Source organism: Stenotrophomonas sp. 116085_Sma, from assembly GCF_056479585.1.
Window position 1 is genome coordinate 4,065,275 of the sequence record NZ_CM151057.1, and the last position, 22,960, is coordinate 4,088,234.

A 22,960-nucleotide genomic window follows, 5' to 3' on the forward strand; every position below is an offset into this window, starting at 1 on the left:
GTCGACTGTTAGTCGACTATCGCGCGATCGCGCGGGGTTTTCGGTGGTTGTACGAAAGGCAGTCGACTAACAGTCGACTCTACCCGTTTCCACTGCACTGCGCGGAAACAGAAACGCGCCCCGTGGGGCGCGCTTCTGCAGCTGTCGCTGGAAAGAAGGCTTACGCCTTCTTTTCCGCTTCCAGCTGCTTCCTGATCTGCGCATCAACCGCGGCAATCGCGGTCATGTTCAGGATCCTGCGCGAGGTCGCGCTGGTGGTCAGGATGTGCACCGGCTTGTTCACGCCCATCAGGATCGGGCCGATCGCCACGCCGTCAGTGAACACGCGCACCAGGTTGTAGGCGATGTTGGCCGCTTCCAGGTTCGGCAGCACGAACAGGTTGGCACGGCCCTGCAGGGTCGAGCCCGGCAGCAGCTTCTGGCGCAGCGCTTCGTCCCATGCGGTGTCGCCCTGCATCTCGCCGTCCACATTCAGTCGCGGGTTGCGCTTGAGCAGCAGCTCGCGCACCTGGCGCATCTTCAGCGCGTCCTTCGAGTCGTGGCTGCCGAAGTTGGAGTGCGACAGCAGCGCCACCTTCGGCTCAATGCCGAACAGCTTCATTCGGTAGGCCGCCTGCAGGGTCGCTTCGCACAGCTGCTCGGCGGTCGGGTCTTCCTGCACGTGGGTATCGACGAAGAAGAACACACCCTGCTGGTTGATCACGCCGGTCATGGCCGAGGTCGAGGTGACCTTCGGCTCCAGCGGCAGCACGCTGCGCACGTAGCCCAGCTTCTTGTGGAAGCGGCCGACGATGCCGGTCAGCATCGCATCGGCTTCGCCACGGGCCACCATCACCGCCGCGATCAGCGTCGGGCGCGAACGCATCAGGTTCTTCGCCGCGGCCACGGTCACGCCGCGGCGGCCGGTCAGGCCGTGGTAGTACTGCCAGTATTCGTTGAAGCGCGGGTCGTCGTTGATGTTGGTGACTTCAACGTTCTCGCCGATCTTCAGGCGCAGGCCGAGGCGCTCGATGCGCGATTCGATCACTTCCGGGCGGCCGATCAGGATCGGATGCGCCAGGCCGTCATCGACCACGTTCTGCACCGCCTGCAGCACCACTTCCTCTTCGCCTTCGGCGTACACCACGCGCTGCTTGTCGCTGCGCGCGCGGTCGTAGACCGGCTTCATCATCAGGCTGGTGCGGTAGACGAACTGGGCCAGCTTGTCGCGGTAGGCGCCCATGTCGGCAATCGGGCGCGCGGCCACGCCCGAATCCATCGCGGCCTGGGCAACGGCGGCGGACAGCTCCACCAGCAGGCGGCGGTCGAACGGGCGCGGGATCAGGTATTCACGGCCGAAGCTCGGGGTCTCGCCGCCGTAGGCCGAGCCCATGTCGGTGGCGGCACGGCGTGCCAGCGCGGCGATGGCGCGCACGCAGGCGATCTTCATTTCCTCGTTGATCGCGGTCGCGCCCACGTCCAGCGCACCGCGGAACAGGTACGGGAAGCACAGCACGTTGTTGACCTGGTTCGGGTAGTCCGAACGGCCGGTACCGATGATCGCGTCCGGACGCGCGGCGCGCGCCACCTCCGGCATGATTTCCGGGGTCGGGTTGGCCAACGCGAAGATCACCGGATCCGGCGCCATGGTCTTGACCATGTCGGCAGTCAGGATGCCCGGTGCCGACAGGCCCAGGAAGATGTCCGCGCCATCAACGATCTCGGCCAGGGTGCGCTTGTCGGTGTCGCGCGCATAGCGCTGCTTTTCCGGATCCAGGTCGGTACGACCGGTGTGGATCACGCCCTCGCGGTCGAAGGCCAGGATGTTCTCCGGCTTCAGGCCCAGCTGCACCAGCATGTTCACGCAGGAAATACCGGCCGCGCCCATGCCCGTGGTCGCCAGCTTCACTTCCTCGATCTTCTTGCCGGTGATCGCCATGGCGTTGAGCACCGCTGCGCCGACGATGATCGCCGTGCCGTGCTGGTCGTCATGGAACACCGGGATCTTCATGCGCTCGCGCAACTTGCGCTCGACCACGAAGCATTCCGGGGCCTTGATGTCTTCCAGGTTGATGCCGCCGAACGTCGGCTCCAGCGAGGCGATGATGTCGACCAGCTTGTCCGGGTCGGTTTCATCCACTTCGATGTCGAACACATCGATGCCGGCGAACTTCTGGAACAGCACGCCCTTGCCTTCCATCACCGGCTTGCCGGCCAGTGCGCCGATGTTGCCCAGGCCCAGCACCGCGGTGCCGTTGGAGATCACCGCCACCAGGTTGCCGCGCGCGGTCAGTTCGCTGGCCTGCTGCGGGTCGGCCTTGATCGCTTCACAGGCGTACGCCACGCCCGGCGAATACGCCAGCGACAGGTCGCGCTGGGTCAGCATGGGCTTGGTAGCGGAAACCTTGATCTTGCCGGGCGGAGACATCCGGTGGTAATCGAGGGCGGCCTGTTTGAAATCTTCGTTGGACATCGATGTGGGTTACATGAATGGGCAGAAGGGACAGGGGATGATACCCCCGTTGGAGCGTCCGGACCTGTCGCTATCCTGTCGCAGGCATGCTGCGACCGCACAATTCCGTGCCGTATGCGACGGTACCGCGAGACCAGCTTCGGCGCCTCCCGTGACAGCCGTGGGACGCCCTGAAACGCCGCGGGGCCGTACCACTGTCGTGATCGGCCCCGCGGTACCACACACCTGGATCAGCCCTTGACCGGCAGCGCCTCGGGCAGCGCGTCCACCGGCGGCGGCAGCTCGCTCTCGCGGCCATCCAGCGCCAGCTGCAGGCGGTTGCGGTCCAGCGCGCCTTCCCAGCGCGAGACCACCACGGTGGCCACCGCATTGCCGATGAAGTTGGTCAGCGAGCGGCATTCGCTCATGAAGCGGTCCACGCCCAGGATCAGCGCCATGCCGGCCACCGGCACTTCCGGCACCACGGCCAGGGTGGCAGCCAGGGTGATGAAGCCGGCGCCGGTGACGCCGGCCGCGCCCTTGGAGCTGAGCATGGCAACCAGCAGCAGGGCGATCTGGTGGCCCAGGGTCAGTTCGGTGTTGGTGGCCTGGGCAATGAACAGCGCGGCCAGGGTCATGTAGATGTTGGTGCCGTCCAGGTTGAACGAATAGCCGGTCGGGACCACCAGGCCCACCACCGACTTGCTGCAGCCGGCGCGTTCCATCTTCTCCATCAGCGACGGCAGCGCCGACTCCGACGACGACGTGCCCAGCACCAGCAGCAGTTCGGCCTTCAGGTAGCGCGCCAGCTTGAACACCGAGAAGCCACACAGTCGGCAGACCAGGCCCAGGATCACCGCCACGAACAGGAATGCGGTGAGGTAGAACGAGCCCACCAGCCACGCCAGGTTGACCAGCGAACCGACGCCGTACTTGCCGATGGTGAAGGCGATCGCGCCGAAGGCACCGATCGGGGCGGCCTTCATGAGGATGTGGACCAGCTTGAACACCGGGGCGACCAGCGCCTCCAGGAAGTTCAGGATCGGCTTGCCCTTCTCGCCCACCGATGCCAGCGCGATGCCGAACAGCACCGCGATGAACAGCACCTGCAGGATGTTGCCGTCGACGAAGGCGCTCACCAGCGTCTTCGGAATGATGTCCATCAGGAAGCCGACCAGGGTCAGGTCGTGCGACTTCTCGACATAGCTGTGCACCGCGGTCTGGTCCAGCTCGGCCGGATTGATATTCATGCCGGCGCCGGGCTGCACCACGTGCGCCACGATCATGCCGACGATCAGCGCCAGCGTGGAGAAGAACAGGAAGTACGCCATTGCCTTGGCAAACACGCGGCCCACCGTGCGCAGGTGGGTCATGCTGGCGATGCCGGTGACGATGGTCAGGAAGATCACCGGCGCGATGATCATCTTCACCAGGTTGATGAAGGCATCGCCCAGCGGCTTCATCTTCTCGCCGACCAGAGGTTCGTAGTGGCCGAGGATGGCGCCCAGGACGATCGCCACGATCACCTGGAAATACAGCTGGCGATAGATCGGCAACGGCTTTGCAGGCGCCGGGGCTGCGGTCGGGATGTGCATGGCGGACTCCGGAAGGGGCGTTTTCAGGCACGTACGGCCCCGGGACAGCGCGGGAACCGTTACCGTGGAAACTGCTCGCAGGCCCTGTGCTGCACGCGCAGGGGTGCGACCAATGGACGCCTTTGTACGCGCCGGGCACGCCGGCGCAGATAACCTATTGGTACTAGCCCCCCGGTTCAGGTGGCGGCGATGCCTACACTGGCGCCGCACCGCCGATCACGGGGAGGCCGGTGGCCCGGGCTGAACGGCCGGGCGTGTCCTTGCGAAAGTTTCGGCCCCTGCGGCCGTTGTTGTCCTGTCCACACGCAATCTGAGAGAGCCGCACCCAACATGCGCCCGATTCCCACCTTGCTGGCCCTGTCCCTGGCCGCCCTTCCCGCCTTCGCCTCGGCTGCCGATTTCGACAACTGGCCGACCAAGTACACCTTCGGCGACGGCACCGAACTGGCCGCCACCGCCAACATCGCCTACGACTACAACGACTTCTCCTCGGGCAGCGGCCTTGAGGACGACGACGCCGTGCGCCGCAAGGAGTTCGGTGCGACGCTGAAGAAGAAGGGCGTCTACGACGCGATGGTCTACTACGACTTCCAGGCCGACACCTGGCTGGACGTATTCGTGCGCTTCGAGAGCAAGGCCTTCTTCGGCCGCGACGTGGGTCGTTTCCGCTTCGGCTACATGAAGACCCCGGTCGGCCTGGATGCGAACACGTCCTCGCGCGCCGGCACGTTCCTGGAAACCGCGCTGCCCGTGCAGGCCTTCTACGCCGGCCGCCGCACCGGCGTGGAATGGGTGCTGGAGCGCCCCCAGTACCTGCTGCAGGCCGGCGCCTACGGTGGCAAGGACCTGCAGGGTGACAACCCCGGCACCACCCAGGCGGTGCGTGCGGTATGGACCCCGGTGAAGGCGCCGGGTGACGTGATCCACCTGGGACTGGCCTACTCGCAGGAAAATCCGCGCGGCTACAGCGATGGCCGTGACGTGCACCACGAGGCCAGCGCGCGCCTGCGCGCACGCCCGGAAGCCGGCCTGACCGACATCCGCTACGTCGATTCCGGTGCCCTGGTCACCGCCGACCAGATCCGCCGCACCGGCCTGGAAGGCATCTGGATCCGCGGCCCCTTCTCGCTGCAGGCCGAAGCCCTGCGCGCCACGGTCACCCGCCATGACGGCAAGCCGGATTACACCGGCAGCGGCCAGTACGCGATGGCCAGCTGGGTGCTGACCGGCGAGTCGCGCCCGTACAACGCCGGTGCCGTGGCCAACATCAAGCCGGCGCACGACTACGGTGCGGTGGAGCTGGTGGCCCGCTACAGCCGCCTGGACCTGGACGACGGCAGTATCCTCGGTGGCCGCCAGCACGACCTGACCCTGGGCGCGAACTGGTACCTGACCAGCCACTTCAAGTTCCAGGCCAATTACGTGAAGGTCGACGCCAGCCGTCGTGGTGTGCACAGCACGCCGGAGATCTTCGAACTGCGCGCGCAGATGCACTTCTGACCCCTTCCACGTCAGCCCCCGGCGGGCGTGCATGCCACGCCCGCCGGCCCTGCGTAGACTGCCGCCATGTACTGGCTCAGCCGCCACCGGATGCTGTTGCTGACCATCGCGGTGATGGTCGGTGGCACCGTGCTGTCTGCAGTGGCCGCCGGCCACTACGCATGGCGGCGTGCCCTGGGCGACGAAAGCAGCCAGGTGCAACGCCAGCTGCAGCTGTATGGCCAGGGCCTGCAGCAGCGCATCGACCGCTTCGGCACGCTGCCGCAGGTGCTGGCGCTGGACCCGGACCTGTTGCACGCCCTGCGCGTGCCGCCCTCGCCCGCCGAACGGCAGCGGCTGAACCTCAAGCTGCAACGCGCCAATGAGGTCACCCGCGCCTCGACCCTGACCCTGGTCGGCCACCACGGCGTGGCGGTGGCGGCCAGCAACTGGGACCAGCCGACCACCAATGTCGGCGAGAACTACAGCTACCGCCCGTATTACCGGCAGGCGCTGGCCAAGGGCCGTGGCCGCTTCTACGGCATCGGCATGACCACCGGCGTACCCGGCTATTACCTGTCGCAGGCCATCGAGGAAGGTGGCCAGCGGCTGGGCGTGGTGGTGATCAAGGTCGAGCTGTCGGCGCTGGAACAGGAATGGCTGAGCAGCCCGGACGTGGTGCTGGCCAGTGACGACCACGATGTGGTCTTCCTGGCCAACCGAGACAACTGGCGCTACCGCCTGCTGCGCCCGTTGGGCGCCGACGAGCGCCGCGAAATGCTCGATGCCCGCCAGTACGCCGACCGTGCGCTGCAACCACTGCGTGCGCGTACCGAGGACGTGCTGGCCGACGGCGGCCGCATGGTGCGCCTGCTGGATCCCGCATTGCCGCAGCCGATGCTGTGGCAGAGCCTGGCGCTGCCTGTGGAAGACTGGAACCTGCATCTGCTGCACGATGCCAGTGCAGCCACTTATGCCGGTCGCGCGGCCGCACTCACCGGCGGTGCTGCGTGGCTTGCACTGGGCTTCCTGGTGCTGTTCGTGCAGCAGCGCCGGCGCCTGGCCAAGCACCGCCTGCGCAGTCGCCGCGAGCTGGAAACCCTGCTCAAGCAGCATGCGCAGGAACTGCGCACCGCACAGGATGGCCTGCTGCAGGCTGCAACCGACGCTGACAGCGGCCTCAGCCGCAGCCTGGCGCACCTGCCGCAGGGCGTGGTGGTGATCGACCGCGAACTGCGGCTGGTGGCATGGAATGCACGCTATCTCGAACTATTCCGGTTCCCGGCAGACCTGGTGCGCGTCGGCCGTCCAATCGAGGAACTGTTCCGTTTCAATGCACGCCGTGGCCTGCTCGGTCCGGGCCCGGTGGACGAGGCCATCGAGCGTCGCCTGAACCACCTGCGCAGCGGCCGCCCGCACATGCGCGAAAGCGAGAAGGACGACGGCACGGTGCTGGAGATCCGTGGCAACCCGCTGCCCGACGGCGGCTTCGTCACCAGCTACGCCGACATCACCAGCTACAAGAATGCCGCGCGCGAACTGCGTTCGCTGGCCGACGCGCTGGAGCACCGCATCGCCGAGCGCACCCGTGACCTGGACGAAGCACGCCGCGAAGCCGAACAGGCCAACCGCTACAAGACCCGCTTCGTCGCCTCGGCGGTGCACGACCTGCTGCAACCGCTCAACGCCGCGCGCATGTTCGTCTCGGTGCTGCGCGGCAAACTGAGCGACCCGGCACAGCAGCAGACCAGCGACCACATCGACGCTGCACTGGCCGCGCAGGACGCGATCCTCAACAGCCTGCTGGACATCGCGCGACTGGAATCGGGCAGCCTGCCCACGCGCGTGCAGGCGTTCCGGCTGGGCCCGCTGCTGCAGACGCTGGCGCGCGAGTTCGGCATCGCCGCACAGTCACGCGGGCTGGTGGTCGACTGGGTCGATACTGCTGCGGTGGTGGTCAGCGATGAAGCGCTGCTGCGGCGCATCCTGCAGAACTTCCTGTCCAACGCATTGCGCTACAGCGAACGCGGCCGCGTGCTGCTCGGCTGTCGCCGCCGCGACGGTCTGCTGTGGATCGAAGTGCACGACCAGGGCCCGGGCATTCCCGATGCGCTGCAGGGCGAGATCTTCGAGGAATTCCGCCGCCTGCACGACGGCCAGCAGCGCGGCGCCGGCCTTGGCCTGGCGATCGTCGACCGCATCGGCCGCCTGCTTGGCCATCCGATCCGGCTGCGCTCGCAGCTGGGCCAAGGCAGCGTGTTCGCGGTTGGCGTGCCTTTCGGCGACGCCAGCGCCATTCCAGCCACCGCGCCAGCCCCGGTACTGGCGCAGGAGCCGGCGGCGGACAATCCACTGCGCGGGCGCCGTGTGTGGGTGATCGATGACGATCCGCACGTCTGCGCGGCCAGCCGCGCGCTGCTGGAACGCTGGGGCTGCGAGGTGATGCTGGCCGATGGCCCGCAGGCCGCGTTGCTGCTGGCCAGTGTCGAAACGGTGCCGGAGCTGGTGCTGCTGGATGTACGCATGGGCGATCACCATGGCCCGGTGCTGTACGAGACGCTGGCCGAGCTGTGGCAGGCGCGCCCACCGGTGGTGCTGGTGACCGCCGAGCGTGATGCGGGGCTGCGCGAGATGGCTGCGGAGCGCGGTTGGGGGATGATGGCCAAGCCGGTGAAGCCGCCGGCGCTGCGGGCGTTGATGAGTCAGTTGCTGATCCGGCATCGCGGGTAGTTTCCAGCCAACGGCACAGCCCCTCGTGGGTGGTGTCTGGCTGGTCGCGGAAGGCAGGATTGCTGAGGGCTGGCCGGGTGGGTGGGCAGTGCGGGGACGCCGTGAACCCATCCATGGGGGCTTGGCCGCGGCATCCTTGCCGCGGACACCCCGCACTGCCCACCCACCCGGCCGCTGACAGTTCACGGATGTTCTCCACCCACGGAGAAGAAAAAGAAGATCAAAAGCGGTCGCGCGCTGCGCTTGCTCGTGTAGAGCCGAGCCCATGCTCGGCTTCGCGGGCCGACCGGAAAGCAGCCGAGCGTGGGCTCGGCTCTACAAAAGGCGGCCTGCCAGGCTGCTTTTGCTTTTGATCTTCTTTTTCTTATCCGTGGCGTCCACCGCGCACCCCACCCGACCGGCTCACTCGCAGCTTTTGCTTTCAACGCCCCCAAAACCACCCACGAGGGGCTGCGCCGTTGGCTGGAAACTACAACCCGATGCCGGCGTCGCCTTCCGGCTCCAGCGCCTTCACCAGCACCGCCGCCTGTGTGCGGCTGTGGCATTCGAGTTTCTTCAGGATCGCGGTGACATGCACCTTCACCGTGTTCTCGGCCAGGCCCAGCGTGTAGGCAATCTGCTTGTTGAGCAGGCCATCGGCCAGGCACAGCAGCACCCGGAACTGCTGCGGCGTCAGCTGCGCCAGGCGGCTGGCCAGCAGCGCATCCGCCTCCGAGCGTTCGGCGGCCATCGCCGGGAACCACAGCCCACCGTCGAGTACGGCCTGCACCGCCTCGCCGATGGTCTCGGCCGGGGCCGACTTCGGGATGAAACCGGCGGCGCCGAACTGCTGGGCGCGGCGGATCACCCGTGGATGGTCGTTGGACGAGAGGATCACCACCGGGATGTCCGGATGCGAGCCTCGCACGTGCAGCAACGCGGAGAAACCGTGTGCGCCTGGCATGGTCAGGTCGAGCAGCACCAGGTCCACATCCGGATGCGCGTCGAGCGCGGCGGCAAGCGCATCGGCGCTGGCGACCTCGCGCACCTGCGCCAACGGCAGGCTCTGCCGCAAGGACTGCACCACCGCCGAACGCAGCAACGGATGGTCATCGGCGATCAGGATGGTGTATTCGCTCATGCCCACATTGTACGGGCAGCAAACCGCATCCGCCGGGCATGGCCCGGCGCTACCAGCACATCAGCGCCCCGCCGGCTCCACGCTGCTGCGCCAGGCATCGAGGAACTGGCGGCGCTTGAGCGCATCGAGGTAGACCAGCAGGCCCGGGCCCAGCTGGATCGGACGACGACTACGACCCGGTGCGTCTTCGCCCCGTGCGCTGCCGGTCACGATCGGCATCAGCCGCGCCTCGCGCGACAGCACCTGCTGGCCGCGTGGTGACAGCAGGTAGTCGAGGAAACGCCGGGCTTCTTCCGGGTGCGGGCCGGTGCGCGGAATTACCGCGGTGCGCAGCACCACCAGCGTGTAATCCTCGGGCTCGACGATGGCCAGCGGCGCGCCGGCATCAACGCGCGCCTGCGCGTAGGAGCCAAGCACGTTGTAGACCAGTGACAGCTGGCCGCTGGCCACTTGGTCCAGCAACACGCCGGTGCGTTCCTCGCACACCACGTCGTTGTCACCGAGCGCACCCAGCAACGCACCGGCGATACTGCCGCGCTGTGCGTCCTGGGTGGCCAGCAGGTAGCCTACGCTGCTGCGTTCGATGTCATAGGTGCCCACCCTGCCGCGCAGCGGCGCGCCTTCGGCGCGCAAGCGATCGAGCAGCTGGCGGCGCGTGTGCGGTACCTTCGCCGCGGCCATCGCGCGGGTGTTGTAGACCATCACCACCGGCTCGTAGCTGATGCCGAAGGCCTCGTTGCGCCACTGTGCCCAGGCCGGCAGCGCGGCGGTCTGCGCCGAACGGTGTGGCAGCGCGTGACCATCGTTGACCAGCTTGGTCTGCAGATCCATGCCGCTGGAGATCAGCAGGTCCGGCGATGCCGGTCCGCCGCGGTCGTGCAGGTAACGCGCGTACAGGTCCTGGGTGATGATGTCCTCGTACACCACTTCAGTGCCCGGATGCAGGCGCTGGTAGTCGGCGATGACCACCGCGAACACTTCGATGTCGGTGGTGCCGTGGATGCGCAGCTGCGCGGTGACCGCTCCCTGTGCGGGGAAACGGCGCACATCGCCGGGCGCGGCCAGCACCGGCAAGGCCAGCAGCAAGGCAACGGCAGCGGCGAACAGGCGGATCATGAACTGCTCCGTGGCAGACGGATGGTGGCGATCAGCCCGCCCTGCGGGCGGTTGCTGAGGTCGATGCGGCCGCCATGGCTGTCGACCACGCGCTTGACGATAGCCAGGCCCAGCCCGGCGCCGCCGGACGGCGCGCCTTCGCCACGGGCGAAGCGCTCGAACACGCGTTCGGCATCAGCGGGCGCGATGCCTGCACCATGGTCGGCGATGGTCAGCACCGCCTGCCCGCCTTCCACGGTCAACGCGATCTGCAACGGACCGTCGCCGCCGTACTTCAGCGCGTTGTCGACCAGATTCTTGATCGCCTCGCGCAGCAGCAGCGCGTCGCCGTGCACCTGCACCGGCTCGGCGGTCATCGCAAGTTGCACGCGCGGTGCCGGGCCGGCCTGCGGCAGGGCTTCATGCAGGGCCTGGTGCACGGTTTCGGCCAGGTCCACCGCCGCAAAGCGCTGCAGGTGCGAACGATGGATCACGCTGGCATCGCTGAGCAGCTGGTTGAGCAGGCGGCTCATGTGCGTGGCATTGCGTTCGATCGCCTGCAGGCTGCGCCGCATGTCGTCCGGATCGTCATCATCCAGCGCCAGCTGTGCCTGCGCGCGCAGCGCCGCCAGCGGCGTTCGCATCTGGTGCGCGGCCTCGGCCATGAACGCACGCAGCGTTTCGTTGCTGCTGGACAGGCGTTCCATGAAGCGGTTCAGTGCCGCCACCATCTGGTCCATCTCGCGCGGCACGCGCGCGTCCAGCGGCTTCAGGTCGGACGGTTCGCGCCGCGACAGCTCGCGCTCCACCCGTACCAGCGGGCGGAACGCGCGATGCACGCCGAACGCCACCAGCGCCAGCAACAGGCCGGACAGCACACCGATCGCCAACAGCGCACGGTTGACCATGTCCTGCGCCACGGCTTCGCGGGCACGCCGGGTCTGGCCCACCTGCACCTGCACCTCGCCCTGCGCCGAGGCCGCGGCGAAACTGCGGCTGACCACCACGAAGCGCACCGTCTCACCGCTGTAGGCAGCATCGAACAACTGCGGCTGCGTACCGGGCCGACGCGGCGGCGACGGCAGATCGGCATAACCGGTGATCAGGTTGCCGCGGCTGTCGGCGACGCGATAGAACACGCGATCTTCTGGCGCCATCGCCAGCAGATCCAGCGCCGCATACGGCAGATCCACCTGCCACTGCCCATCGACCAGGGCGACCGAATCGGCGATGGACAACGCCGAAGACACCAGCAGGTGATCGTAGGAACGGTTTGCCGCACGCTGGCCATAGTCGCGCGCGGCGAACAGCAGCGCCACCGCGAACACCGCCAGCAACGCACCGAGGTAGAGCAGCAGCGTGCGCCGCAGCGAGCCCGGCGCCGCGTTCGCAGCGCGTACGTCAGCCATCGGCGTCGGCGCTGCCATCACTGGCTTCCAGCAGGTAGCCGACACCGCGCACGGTGGTGATGCGCAGCGGTGCGCCCGCCAGTTTCTTCCGCAGGCGACCGACGTACAGTTCGATGGCATTCGGACCGGCTTCGTCGTCGAAGCCGAACAGGCCGTTGCCGATCTCGTCCTTGCCCACTACCTGGCCCATACGGCCGACCAGGATCTCCAGCAGGCGGTATTCGCGGTTGGGCAGCTCGATCGGTTCGCCGTCGAGCGTGACCCGGTGCGCCGCGTTGTCGAACTGGAAGCCACCGACCTGCACCACCTCGCTTGCCTGGCCACGCGCACGCCGCAGCAGCACGCGGCAGCGCGCCTCGAACTCGCGGAAATCGAACGGCTTGCCGAGGTAGTCGTCGGCGCCGACATCCAGCGCCTGTACGCGGTCCTCGATGCCGTCCCGTGCAGTCAGCATCAGCACCGGCGTGCTGTCGCCGCGCTCGCGCATGCCGGCCAGCACGCGCAGGCCGTCGAGCTTGGGCAGGCCGATATCCAGCACTACCAGGTCGAAGCTCTGGTAGCGCAGCACGCTGGCGGCGGCCAGGCCGTCGGCCTGCCAGTCCACGGCATGGCCACTGCGACGCATGCGACGGATGATCGCATCGGCCAGATCCGGGTTGTCTTCGACCAGCAGCAGGCGCATGGGCACGACGGTGGGAGGGGAAGCGAATGCTACCGCATGGCGCCGGGTCCGCCCGCCGGGGCGCGCCCGGCGGCCTTTTACGCTGCACCGCACAATCCGTTGACAGGACGATGACAGCTTGCCCGACCCAGACTGCGGCCGCGCACCGTCCGGTGCCCACGATTGCCGCGCGCCTGGCGCGCACCTGGGAGGGTTTGTGGAATTCACGTTTGCCTGGCGGCGTCCTGCCGCCATGATGGCGCTGGCTGCGCTGTCGGCGCCGGCCTTCGCTGCCGAAGACGACCGTCCGGTCACCGCCCCTCTCGGTGGCCGCCTGCACCTGGACTTCGCCACCTTCGACAACGACAACCGCGGCACCCCGAACAAGGACGACACCGAAATCCGCCGTGCGTGGGTTGACGTGTCTGGCAAGTTCTTCGTAGTCGACTACAAGCTGGAGGCCGATTTCTCCGGCGACCGCGTCGAGGCCAAGGACGTGTACCTGGCGCGCAGCTTCGGCAAGGCCGGCAAGCTCACCGTCGGCCAGTTCAAGCAGTACTTCTCGCTGGATGACCGCACCAGCTCCAACTACGGCAGCTTCCTGGAGCGCGGCAATGCCGGCACCACGCTGGCGCCGCTGTACCGTCTGGGCGCGTCGTGGCAGGCCAATCCGGGTGACTTCACCTGGGCCGCCAGCATCTACAGCCTGGAAAGCATCGACGCCTGGCAGGTGAAGGGGCGTGCTGCCGGTGGCCGTGTCACCTGGGCGCCCTCGCCCGCCGATGGCGACGTGCTGCACCTGGGCCTGTCGCTGGCCCGCGAGGCCTATGACAATCCGGGCGCGAACGGCGTTCCGGGCCTGAAGATCCGTCCGCGCCCGGCCGGCCACCTGTCCGACAACAGCCGCCTGACCCTGGTCGACTTCTCGGCCGGCCGCGATACCGACGTCAACAAATGGTCGCTGGAGTACGCGCAGGTGCGCGGCCCGTTGTCGTGGCAGGGCGAGTTCAGTGGCGCCACCTTCGATGACGGTGCGCAGCGCGGCGACGTGATGGCCGCCTACGGCATGGTCAGCTGGTTCGTCACCGGCGAAAGCCGCGCCTACGACCGCAAGACCGGCCGCTTCGCGCGGGTGAAGGATATCCGCCACAAGGCCGGCGCGTTCGAAGTGGCGCTGCGCTACGACCAGATGTGGGGCGCGCAGCATCTCGATGGTGCGCCGGACCTGCGCCGCGGCAGCACCGAGGCGTGGACGCTGGGTGGCAACTGGTACCTGCGCGACAACCTGCGCTTCATGCTCAACGTGATCGAAAGCCGCAACCGCGACCGCCTTGCCGGGGTGACGGTGGACCGCACGCGCGCGGTCACCGGCCGCCTGCAGTACGACTTCTAAGCCCGAATTCCCGGGCATGCCGCCCGGGCCCCTTCCACTCCCCCACGTCCTGTATTCGCAAGGAGTCCGCAGATGATGCTGAGCATCCTCGGCTTTGGCATGGTCATTACGTTCATGTACTTGATCATGAGCAAGCGGCTGTCGCCGCTGGTGGCCCTGATCACCATTCCCATCCTGTTCGCGCTGATCGGCGGCTTCGGCGCCGGCATCGACGAGATGATGCTGGAGGGCATCAAGAAGATCGCGCCGACCGGCGTGATGCTGATGTTCGCCATCCTCTACTTCGGCGTGATGATCGATGCCGGCCTGTTCGATCCGCTGGTGCGGGTGATCCTGCGCTTCGTCAAGGGCGATCCGATGAAGATCGTGCTCGGCACCGCGGTGCTGGCGATGCTGATCTCGCTGGACGGCGACGGCTCGACCACCTACATGATCACCGTCTCGGCGATGCTGCCGCTGTACCAGCGCCTCGGCATGAACGCGCTGAACATGACCTGCGTGACCATCCTGGCCGGCGGCGTGATGAACCTGACCCCGTGGGGCGGCCCGACCGCACGTGCGGCCACCGCGCTGCACGTGGATCCGGCTGATGTGTTCGTGCCGCTGATCCCGTCGATGGTGATCGCCTGTGCCGGTGTGCTGCTGCTGGCCTGGTACCTGGGCCTGAAGGAACGCCGTCGCCTTGGCGTGGTGACCCTGCCCAAGGGCGGCAGCTGGATGGACAACAGCGTGTCCGACGACAGCAATCCGCTGCCGACCGTGGAAGACGCCGAGGACATCAAGCGTCCGAAGCTGCTGTGGGTCAACCTGGCCCTGACCGTGGCACTGATGACCGCGCTGATCATCGGCGTGCTGCCGATGCCGGTGCTGTTCATGGTCGGCTTCGCCATCGCGCTGGTGATCAACTACCCGAACCTGGCCGAGCAGCGCCGCCGCGTGGTCAACCATGCAGGCAACGTGCTGTCGGTGGTGTCGCTGATCTTCGCCGCGGGCATCTTCACCGGCATCCTCAACAACACCGGCATGGTCGAAGCCATGTCGCACAGCTTCCTGGCGGTGATTCCGGAATCGTGGGGCCCGTACCTGGCGGTGATCACCGCCGTGGCGTCGATGCCGTTCACCTTCTTCATGTCCAACGACGCCTTCTACTTCGGCGTGCTGCCGATCCTGTCCGAGGCCGCCGGCAACTACGGCATCACCCCGGTGGAGATGGCGCGCGCCTCGCTGGCCGGCCAGCCGGTGCACCTGCTCAGCCCGCTGGTGCCCTCTACCTACCTGCTGGTGGGCCTGGCCAAGGTCGAATTCGCCGACCACCAGAAGTTCACCCTGAAGTGGGCCATCGCCATCTCGATGCTGCTGATGATCGGCAGCCTGCTGTTCGGCCTGTATCCCCTCGCCGCCTGACCCCTTGCCAAGGAGCCTTCTGCAATGACGCTTCGAATCGCTTACGTCACCAGTGGAATGGGCAGTGTCGGCACTGCCATCTGCCAGAGCCTGGCCCGCAGCGGCCACACCGTGGTTGCCGGCTGCGCGCCGAACTCGCCGCGCAAGGCCAACTGGCTGCGCGAGCAGCGCGAACAGGGTTTCGATTTCATTGCCTCCGAGGGCAACGCCACCGACTGGGCCTCGACCAGCGCCGCGTTCGCCAAGGTGCGTGCCGAGGTCGGCGAGGTGGACGTGCTGGTCAACAATTCCGGCGGCAGCCGCGATCTGCTGTTCCGGCAGATGACGGTGGAAGACTGGAACGCGGTGATCGCGTCCAACCTCAATTCGCTGTTCAACCTGACCAAGCAGGTGGTCGATGGAATGGCCACGCGTGGCTGGGGCCGCATCATCAACATCGGTTCGGTCAGCGCCCACAAGGGCCAGATCGGGCAGGTGAACTACGCCACCGCCAAGGCCGCGATGCACGGTTTCAGCCGTGCACTGGCTGCCGAAGTTGCGTCGCGCGGGGTCACCGTCAACACGCTGTCGCCGGGCTACATTGCCAGCCAGGCGATCAGCAGCTTCCCGCCGGACGTGCTGGACCGGCTGGCCGCCTCGGTACCGGTGCGCCGCCTCGGTCGCCCGGAAGAAGTGGCCGGCCTGTGCGCGTGGCTGGCCTCGGACGAAGCCTCGTACGTGACCGGCGCCGACTATCCGGTCAACGGCGGCCTGTACATGGGTTGAGCCCGTCTCCACGCAATGCGTGGACCGCCTCCCCCACGGAGTGCGCGGGGCCGGTGAACCTTCGCTTGCGAGGGGGATCCGGCCCCTTTTTTCATTCGGCTGCCAGACCTGCGCCGGTCCTGCACCGTTCGTTGGTTTTTCGTAAAGAAGGTTTCATGTTCCGTTCGCATAGTGGCCAAGCACCGCGCACGCGTGCCGGTGACCACCCCCAATGCAACGGACCACCATGCAGACCCGATACCTGACGATCGCCGTGGCGATCGCGCTCTCCGCCGCCAGCGCCCACGCTGCCACCGCCGCCGATACCGGCGCCAGCACCGATGCCGCGCTGAGCGCGCAGACGCTGGATACCGTCTCCGTGATCGGCCAGGGCGAGACCCGCCAGGTGCAGCGCATCACCACCGTCGACAAGCAGGTGCTGCCGCCGGGTACCAGTGGCCAGAAGATCCTCGACCGCCTGCCGGGCGTGTCGGTGCAGTCCAACGATGCCTTCGGTGCCAATGAGGAATCGCAGACCATCAGCCTGCGTGGCTTCGACAAGAGCCGCCTCGGCTACACGCTGGACGGCATCCCGCTGGGCGACAACAGCTACGGCAACTACAACGGCCTGAGCATCGCCCGCGCGATCATCGCCGAGAACCTGGCTGACGCCGAACTGTCGCAGGGCATCGGCTCGCTGGGCGTGGCCTCGACCAGCAACCTGGGCGGCACCATCCAGTATTTCTCGATGGACCCGTCCACCGAATTCGGTGGACGCGCCAGCGTCACCGTCGGCGACAACAACCAGCGCCGTGGCTACCTGCGCGTGGATACCGGCGACCTCAACGGCTTCTCGGCCTATGTGTCCGGCGTGCACCAGGACCAGGACATGTGGGCCGCGCCGTACCAGAACCAGACCACCCGCCAGTTCAATGCCAAGGCGGTGTGGAATGTCGGCGACCACCGCTTCGGTGCGTTCGTGGCCACCTCGCGCGCCAGCCAGGCCAACTACGCCTACCTGTCCAAGGACATGCTGGCCCGCGGCCTGGGCTATGACTGGAACATCTACGCACCGGACTGGGATCGCGCCGTCGCTGCCGCGTACTGCGCACCGGGCACGCTTGACCGCAGCAAGTGCAAGTTCAGTGGCGGCGTCACCAGCATCGACGATGCCTACTACCAGAGCCGTGCGCTGCGCGACGACAACCTGTACTCGGTTGATGCCGACCTGCGTCTGGGTGAGCAGGGTCGCCTGAAGCTGCTGGCCTACCACCATGACAACCGTGGTCAGGGCCACTGGTGGGCACCGGGCCAGCCGTCCTACCCGGGCACCGACAAGATGCTGCCGATCTCGATCCGCAGCACCAACTACACGATCAACCGCGATGGCCTGACCGCCGCGCTGTCGTGGACGGTGGGCATCCACGAACTGGAGGCCGGGCTGTGGTACGAGCAGAACGACCATAACGTCTCGCGCAACTTCTACTACATCAGCGGCCCGTTCCTGGACGACCTGTACCTGAAGAACCCGGACCGCCTGCTGTTCAACCAGGACTTCGACATCCGCACGCGCCAGTTCTACGTGCAGGACCGCATGCGCTTCCTGGACCAGCGCCTGACTGTGGACGTGGGCATCAAGAGCCCCAACACCCGCATGCGCGCCACTGCCAAGCCGGGCGTGGAAACCAGCATCGCCTCGGGCACGCTGACCGCCAAGGAATCGGTGCTGCCGCAGGTAGGCCTGGGCTTCAAGCTCAACGCCAACAACGAGTTGTTCGCCTCGTACGCCGAGAACATCGCCGCCTTCGTCGGTGGCGGCAGCGGTGGCCCGCTGCAGGTGTCGCCGGAATCGTTCGCGGCCAGCGCCGGCCTGGAGCCGGAGAAGTCCAAGAGCCTTGAAGCCGGCTTCCGTACCTTTGGCGAGAAGTACCAGGCCTCGATCGCCGCCTACAACGTGAAGTTCGACAACCGCCTGCTGTCGCTGAATCCGTGTTCCAGCATCGAAGTCGGTACGCGTCCGGAGTGCGTGACGCGCTTCATCAACGTCGGTTCGGTGAAGAGCCACGGTGCGGAGCTGACCTTCATCCTCAAGCCGATCGACGGCCTGCAGTGGTACAACGCGCTGTCCTGGAACAAGACCACCTACGAGGATGACTACACCTCGGGCGGCGCCATCGTGCCGGTAGCCGGCAAGATCACGGTGGATACGCCGCAGCGCATGGCCTCCAGTGAAATCAGCTGGAACCGCGACGGCTTCTTCGCCAGCCTGCGTGCCAAGTACACCGGCAAGCGCTACTACACCTACACCAACGACCAGTCTGTGTCGGGCGTGACCACCTTCGACGCCGGTGCGGGCTACGACTTCGGCCCGGGCCTGGGCCTGCGCAACGTGCGGGTGTCGTTGAACGCGACCAACCTGACCAACAAGCGCTACGCCGGTCAGCTGAGCTCGTTCGCGCCGACCGATCCGAAGGGCACGCGCTATGCGATCCATGCGAGCGCGCCGCGGCAGCTGTTCATGACGGTGGCGGCGGAGTTCTAAGTCAGAAGCGGGCGCTGCGGCGCATTGCGTATTTCTGCATGGCGCGGGTAGGCAGGCCCATGCAGGACACGCCGTAAACCCGTCCTTGGGGGCTCGATGGCGCCATCCATGGCGCCAACGGTCCTGCATGGGCCTGCCTACCCGCGCCCGACAATTTCCTGCGCCGGCGCGGAGGCAATGGAAAGCAAGAGCAAAAGCAAAAGCAGAGAGCCGGGCATTGCCCGGCTCTCTGCTTTTCAAGCTCTTCAAGCGCAATCCCTCTGGTGGACTGCTGGCCGTCTCGCGGGAAATTGTCTGGAGCGGGAGGCTTGCGCTGGCCAGGACCGTCCACGGCATGGATGCCGTGGCCGAGCCTACAGGGACGTACTTGCGGCGTGTCCTGGCCAGCGCAAGCCTCCCGCTCTCCCCGATATCAATCAAGACGCCACAATCCGCCAACGCATTTCATTCCGGCGCCAGCTGGTCCATCCGTATCCGGTTGGCAAACAGCGAGAACGCCAGCATGCCGGCCAGGCCGTTCGCCCGGCTCACCCAATGCGGCAGCCAGCGCGGCGGCTTCAACACCCCCGCCTCGAACAGCGGCGCGAATGCAATCGCATCGGCCAGGCTCATCTTGCCGGCAAACAACCAGCGGCAGACCTGCAGGCGGTCCTCGGCCAGCATGTGGCGGAAGAAGGTGTGCACCGACACCAGGCCGCGCAGGTACACCGTGTCCTTGGTGAAGGCCAGGCCGCCATTCGGCGGCACCCCACGGAACACGCGCTGTGCCGACGCAAAGCTCTCTTCGGCGTTCTGCCCGGCATTGCAGAAGTAGCGGAACACCTCGATGAAATCGGCACCTTCGCGCGCCATTGCAATCGCTTCGGTACGCAGGCTGATGCGCTTGAGGCGCTCGATGTCGATGCTGCCGGTGATCTGTTCGGCGAAAGTAGCCAGTCCTTCCTGGGTTGCCGTCACCCGTGGCGACGACAGCGCCAGGCTGGGCAGCACCGGCTGCTCGCGGCCGTTCAAAGCGGTCAGCGAATGCACCAGTGCTTCGTGGTGGAACAGCTGCGCACGGTCGTAGGCACTGAAGCGCGCACTGGTGCGCAGGCGGATACGGGTCGGACCGGCGGCGGCCTTGGAGACCAGCTCCGGGTCGAGCTGTACCTGGATGATGCGCGATTCGAAGAACGCATCGAGGTCATTCTGCAGCTGCAGCTGCAGGGCAATGGCCGAGACCGGCACCTGTTCTTCCGGCGCCAGCAGTTCGTGATCGAGTTCGGCAGCAATCTGGATGAAGTGCCGCGCCGCTTCGCGCGTGCTCGGGCCATTGCCCGGCAATGGTTGCTCGGGGGCGCCGAACAGCTGCACCGAGCAGGTATCGACGGCGGCGGTGCCCAGCCCTTCCAAGAGCTGCGCGGCCAGGTCCCAGCTCTGCGCCGACTGCTGCACGTAGTGTCCCAGCGGATGAGTGTCATCGCAGTCGGCGGCGATTGCGGCAAGCGCACGGCGCTCCTCGCTGAAATCCAGCCTCGGGTAGTCCACCTTCGGCAGCACCGGTTGCCCACGAGCCACGCTTTCCAGGAACGGCGCCTGCAGCGTTGCCGGCCAGCTGGTCAGGCCCAGCAGGCGGATGCCTCCCACGGCCTCGACCAGGCGCGCATCGAGCGCTGCATGGTGGGCCACGTCACGGTCCAGCGTCGCGGTCGGTTCCATGGGCGGACTATAGCGCCCTGCCCTTGCTTTGGTAGGTGCCAACCTTGGTTGGCATCCGCCGAAGGCGGGCTTTGGACAGATTCGTGCCAACCAAGGTTGGCACCTACCAGGAGCGGGCAGTTGGCACCCACCAGGAGCAGGTTTCCGGTACTACGGGATCAGCGCCTACGCGGCTTTCCGGCCGGGCGGAACTGCTGGCCCTTGCCCTTCCTGCCACCGCGCTCCTGCGCGGTCTCGGCCTGTCGAACGGCCAGCTTGGCGGCGGCGGCGGCCACTTCTTCCTTCAGCTTGAAGTAGTTCAGCAGCCGGCTCTCTTCAATCTCGCCGGCATCGATCGCCGCGCGCACCGCACAGCCCGGTTCCTGCTGGTGCTTGCAGTCGTTGAAGCGGCACTGTGCGGCCAGCGCTTCGATATCGGCGAAGCCACCTTCGGACAGTGTTTCTTCGCCGGTCGGCTTCAACTCGCGCATGCCAGGGGTATCGATAAGGCAGGCGCCCATCGGCAGCGGCATCAGCGCACGATGGGTGGTGGTGTGGCGGCCGCGCGAATCGTTGGCGCGCACCGCGTTGGTCTTCATCCGCTGCTCGCCGAGCAGCGTGTTTGTCAACGTGGACTTGCCGGCACCGGAGGAACCGACCAGCACCACGGTGCGGCCCGGGCCCAGCCACGGTTGCAGCACGGCAACGCTTCCGGCATCCAGGCCGTTGATCGCATGCAGGGCAATGCCCTGCATCTCCAGCTCTTCCAGCACCGCCAGTGCGTCCTCGCTGTACTCGGTCTGGTCGGCCTTGGTCAGCACCACCACCGGTTCGGCACCACCACCACCGACCAGCAGCAGGTAGCGCTCGATGCGGCGCGGATTGAAGTCGGCATCCAGCCCGCAGACGATGAACACCGTATCGATGTTGGCCGCGATCACCTGCTGGTGGTAATGCTCGCCGGCCGCGCCGCGCTTGATCGCGGTACGCCGCGGCAGCAGGGCGACGATGCGGATGCCGTCGAGCAGCACCCAGTCGCCCACCGCCGGCCGTTCATGGCTGGGGAAACGCGGGCGCTGCCATTCGGGCAGCGACTCGGCCTTGATCGCCGCGTCCGGGCCATCGGCCACCACGTAGTGGGTGCGGTGCTGTTCGATCACCCGTGCCGGGCGGGCCTGCGGGTGCGCGGCCATCGCGGCCTGCCAGTCGGCCTGCTGCGCCGGGCCCGGCCAGGGCCAGCCGATGGTCTGCAGGGCGATGAAATCGGGGGTCTGGGTCATCGCCGCCATTCTACCTGTGCCGGCGCCCTGCCAGCCCAGCAGTGACGGGCCCGGAGCCCTTGCCATGCATTGCAGCAATTCCGGTAGGATGGAAGCCCCATGCCTTTTGACGGCCCATACCCCATGTCCACCTCCTCGCCCAAGCCCCTTGCCATCCGCGAGCGCCTTTCCGAAGTGCGCTACGAAATCCGCGGAGAACTGGCGCGGCGAGCCCGGGAGCTGGAGGCGCAGGGCCGCAAGCTGATCAAGCTCAACATCGGCAACCCGGGCAACTTCGGTTTCCGCGCGCCCGAGCACCTGCAGCGCGCGATCGCCGACGACATGGGCCGCACCGACCCGTACACCCACCAGCAGGGCCTGCCGGTGGCGCGCGAAGCGATCGCGTCGTACTACGCCCGCCGCGGTGCACCCGATGCGCACCCGGACCGCATGTTCGTCGGCAACGGCGTCAGCGAACTGATCGACCTGTCGCTGCGCGCACTGCTCAACCCGGGCGACGAAGTGCTGGTGCCCTCGCCGGACTACCCGCTGTGGTCGGCCTCGACCATCCTCAACGATGGCCGCCCGGTGTACTACCGCTGCGCCGCCGAAAACGGCTTCCAGCCGGACCCGAGCGAGATCGAGGCCCTGGTCTCTTCGCGCACGCGCGCCATCGTGCTGATCAACCCGAACAACCCCAGCGGCGCCAGCTACCCCCGCGAACTGCTGGAGCGCGTGGTGGAGATCGCGCGCCGCCACAACCTGCTGTTGCTGGTCGATGAGATCTACGACCAGATCCTGTACGACGATGCGGTGTTCCAGCCGGTCGCGCCGCTGGCCGGCGACCACCCGTGCCTGACCTTCAGCGGCCTGAGCAAGGTGCACCGCGCCTGCGGCTGGCGCGTGGGCTGGGCCCACCTCAGCGGCGACGACGCGCGCCTGGGCGATTTCCGCGCCGCGCTGGACCTGCTCGGTGCGCTGCGCCTGTGCGCCAACGTGCCGGGGCAGTACGCCATCGAGGCTGCGGTGAATGGCCCGGACACCATTTCCGAGCTGTGCGCCCCCGGTGGCCGCCTGTATGAAACCCGCCGCGCGGTGATCGAAGCGTGCGAAGCCAGCGAGCACCTGTCACTGGTCGCGCCGGCTGGCGCGCTGTACGCGTTCCCGGCCGTGATCGGCGCCGCCGCCAAGGGCTTCGACGACCATAATTTCGCACTGGACCTGATGAACAACGAAGGCGTGCTGGTGGTGCCGGGCTCGAGCTTCAACGTGCCCTACCGCCATCATTTCCGCGTGACCCTGCTGCCGGAAGCCTCAGTGATGCGCGATGTGTTCGCCCGCATCAACCGCGTGCTGGCGCGCCGTGCCGAGGACGCGACCAAGGTCGTGCCGATGAAGCCACGCCGCTCGGTGGCCTGAGC

15 protein-coding genes are annotated in these 22,960 nt (G+C 67.1%); 7 read left to right on the plus strand and 8 right to left on the minus strand.

Translation table 11 applies throughout. The annotated features are described in order from the left end of the window. Positions 1 to 160: 160 nt before the first annotated feature. Both ACZK0Z_RS18850 and ACZK0Z_RS18855 read right to left on the minus strand, forming a co-directional pair. Entirely contained in the window at positions 161 to 2,452 is a 2,292-nt protein-coding gene (locus tag ACZK0Z_RS18850) for an NADP-dependent malic enzyme (RefSeq protein WP_049429079.1), read from the minus strand. 230 nt (positions 2,453 to 2,682) lie between these two features. Beyond that, the gene (locus tag ACZK0Z_RS18855) at positions 2,683 to 4,026 is read right to left on the minus strand and encodes a dicarboxylate/amino acid:cation symporter (RefSeq protein WP_049429080.1); all 1,344 of its coding nucleotides are present in this window, start codon (positions 4,024 to 4,026) and stop codon (positions 2,683 to 2,685) included. 330 nt (positions 4,027 to 4,356) lie between these two features. Here ACZK0Z_RS18855 and ACZK0Z_RS18860 point away from each other — a divergent pair, with 330 nt between their 5' ends. Then, the gene (locus ACZK0Z_RS18860) at positions 4,357 to 5,526 is read left to right on the plus strand and encodes an OprO/OprP family phosphate-selective porin (RefSeq protein WP_049429081.1); all 1,170 of its coding nucleotides are present in this window, start codon (positions 4,357 to 4,359) and stop codon (positions 5,524 to 5,526) included. Between the two features lie 66 nt (positions 5,527 to 5,592). Further along, a complete protein-coding gene (locus ACZK0Z_RS18865; RefSeq protein ID WP_197633301.1) occupies positions 5,593 to 8,235 on the plus strand; it encodes a PAS-domain containing protein in 2,643 nt (880 codons plus the stop codon). Between the two features lie 469 nt (positions 8,236 to 8,704). Here ACZK0Z_RS18865 and ACZK0Z_RS18870 read toward each other — a convergent pair whose 3' ends face one another. The 4 genes from ACZK0Z_RS18870 to ACZK0Z_RS18885 are packed head-to-tail and all read right to left on the minus strand — an operon-like array spanning position 8,705 to position 12,541. After that, on the minus strand, positions 8,705 to 9,355 hold the full coding sequence (locus tag ACZK0Z_RS18870; protein ID WP_111204115.1) for a response regulator: 651 nt from the start codon (positions 9,353 to 9,355) through the stop codon (positions 8,705 to 8,707). Positions 9,356 to 9,415: 60 nt separating this feature from the next. Next, complete coding sequence (locus tag ACZK0Z_RS18875) at positions 9,416 to 10,471, minus strand: extracellular solute-binding protein (protein ID WP_197633261.1); 1,056 nt, start codon at positions 10,469 to 10,471, stop codon at positions 9,416 to 9,418. Next, positions 10,468 to 11,859 (minus strand): sensor histidine kinase, encoded by a 1,392-nt coding sequence (locus ACZK0Z_RS18880; protein ID WP_049426916.1) that lies wholly within the window; start codon positions 11,857 to 11,859, stop codon positions 10,468 to 10,470. The genes ACZK0Z_RS18875 and ACZK0Z_RS18880 overlap by 4 nt, the downstream gene beginning before the upstream one ends. Continuing rightward, entirely contained in the window at positions 11,852 to 12,541 is a 690-nt protein-coding gene (locus ACZK0Z_RS18885) for a response regulator transcription factor (protein ID WP_049426910.1), read from the minus strand. Before ACZK0Z_RS18885 ends, ACZK0Z_RS18880 begins: the two co-directional genes overlap by 8 nt. Before the next feature lie 232 nt (positions 12,542 to 12,773). On the opposite strand from ACZK0Z_RS18885, the gene ACZK0Z_RS18890 reads away from it, so the two are divergent. The 4 genes from ACZK0Z_RS18890 to ACZK0Z_RS18905 all read left to right on the plus strand — a co-directional run bounded on the left by ACZK0Z_RS18890 (position 12,774) and on the right by ACZK0Z_RS18905 (position 18,603). Then, complete coding sequence (locus ACZK0Z_RS18890) at positions 12,774 to 13,913, plus strand: OprO/OprP family phosphate-selective porin (RefSeq protein WP_478449671.1); 1,140 nt, start codon at positions 12,774 to 12,776, stop codon at positions 13,911 to 13,913. 75 nt (positions 13,914 to 13,988) lie between these two features. Then, positions 13,989 to 15,317: a CitMHS family transporter gene (locus tag ACZK0Z_RS18895; RefSeq protein ID WP_005419191.1), complete on the plus strand. Its 1,329-nt coding sequence runs from the start codon at positions 13,989 to 13,991 to the stop codon at positions 15,315 to 15,317. 24 nt (positions 15,318 to 15,341) lie between these two features. Then, the gene (phbB, locus tag ACZK0Z_RS18900; protein ID WP_012481221.1) at positions 15,342 to 16,082 is read left to right on the plus strand and encodes an acetoacetyl-CoA reductase; all 741 of its coding nucleotides are present in this window, start codon (positions 15,342 to 15,344) and stop codon (positions 16,080 to 16,082) included. A 226-nt stretch (positions 16,083 to 16,308) separates the two neighbouring features. Then, positions 16,309 to 18,603 carry a TonB-dependent receptor domain-containing protein gene (locus tag ACZK0Z_RS18905; protein WP_197633260.1) on the plus strand — a complete coding sequence of 765 codons (2,295 nt, stop codon included), beginning with the start codon at positions 16,309 to 16,311 and terminating at the stop codon, positions 18,601 to 18,603. 444 nt (positions 18,604 to 19,047) lie between these two features. Here ACZK0Z_RS18905 and ACZK0Z_RS18910 read toward each other — a convergent pair whose 3' ends face one another. Both ACZK0Z_RS18910 and rsgA read right to left on the minus strand, forming a co-directional pair. Then, positions 19,048 to 20,301, minus strand: a complete 1,254-nt coding sequence (locus ACZK0Z_RS18910; protein WP_197633259.1) for a flavohemoglobin expression-modulating QEGLA motif protein — start codon at positions 20,299 to 20,301, stop codon at positions 19,048 to 19,050. Between the two features lie 158 nt (positions 20,302 to 20,459). Further along, entirely contained in the window at positions 20,460 to 21,569 is a 1,110-nt protein-coding gene (rsgA, locus tag ACZK0Z_RS18915) for a ribosome small subunit-dependent GTPase A (RefSeq protein ID WP_197633262.1), read from the minus strand. A gap of 114 nt (positions 21,570 to 21,683) precedes the next feature. Here rsgA and ACZK0Z_RS18920 point away from each other — a divergent pair, with 114 nt between their 5' ends. Then, positions 21,684 to 22,958: a pyridoxal phosphate-dependent aminotransferase gene (locus ACZK0Z_RS18920; protein WP_197633258.1), complete on the plus strand. Its 1,275-nt coding sequence runs from the start codon at positions 21,684 to 21,686 to the stop codon at positions 22,956 to 22,958. Positions 22,959 to 22,960 lie beyond the last annotated feature (2 nt).

Coding starts and splice junctions, on each gene's coding strand:
- ACZK0Z_RS18905 (WP_197633260.1), top strand. CDS start 16,309: ATGCAGACCCGATACCTGACGATCGCCGTGGCGATCGCGCTCTCCGCC.
- ACZK0Z_RS18875 (WP_197633261.1), bottom strand. CDS start 10,471: ATGATCCGCCTGTTCGCCGCTGCCGTTGCCTTGCTGCTGGCCTTGCCG.
- ACZK0Z_RS18920 (WP_197633258.1), top strand. CDS start 21,684: ATGTCCACCTCCTCGCCCAAGCCCCTTGCCATCCGCGAGCGCCTTTCC.
- ACZK0Z_RS18855 (WP_049429080.1), bottom strand. CDS start 4,026: ATGCACATCCCGACCGCAGCCCCGGCGCCTGCAAAGCCGTTGCCGATC.
- rsgA (WP_197633262.1), bottom strand. CDS start 21,569: ATGGCGGCGATGACCCAGACCCCCGATTTCATCGCCCTGCAGACCATC.
- ACZK0Z_RS18860 (WP_049429081.1), top strand. CDS start 4,357: ATGCGCCCGATTCCCACCTTGCTGGCCCTGTCCCTGGCCGCCCTTCCC.
- ACZK0Z_RS18910 (WP_197633259.1), bottom strand. CDS start 20,301: ATGGAACCGACCGCGACGCTGGACCGTGACGTGGCCCACCATGCAGCG.
- ACZK0Z_RS18850 (WP_049429079.1), bottom strand. CDS start 2,452: ATGTCCAACGAAGATTTCAAACAGGCCGCCCTCGATTACCACCGGATG.
- ACZK0Z_RS18885 (WP_049426910.1), bottom strand. CDS start 12,541: ATGCGCCTGCTGCTGGTCGAAGACAACCCGGATCTGGCCGATGCGATC.
- ACZK0Z_RS18895 (WP_005419191.1), top strand. CDS start 13,989: ATGCTGAGCATCCTCGGCTTTGGCATGGTCATTACGTTCATGTACTTG.
- ACZK0Z_RS18880 (WP_049426916.1), bottom strand. CDS start 11,859: ATGGCTGACGTACGCGCTGCGAACGCGGCGCCGGGCTCGCTGCGGCGC.
- ACZK0Z_RS18890 (WP_478449671.1), top strand. CDS start 12,774: ATGATGGCGCTGGCTGCGCTGTCGGCGCCGGCCTTCGCTGCCGAAGAC.
- phbB (WP_012481221.1), top strand. CDS start 15,342: ATGACGCTTCGAATCGCTTACGTCACCAGTGGAATGGGCAGTGTCGGC.
- ACZK0Z_RS18865 (WP_197633301.1), top strand. CDS start 5,593: ATGTACTGGCTCAGCCGCCACCGGATGCTGTTGCTGACCATCGCGGTG.
- ACZK0Z_RS18870 (WP_111204115.1), bottom strand. CDS start 9,355: ATGAGCGAATACACCATCCTGATCGCCGATGACCATCCGTTGCTGCGT.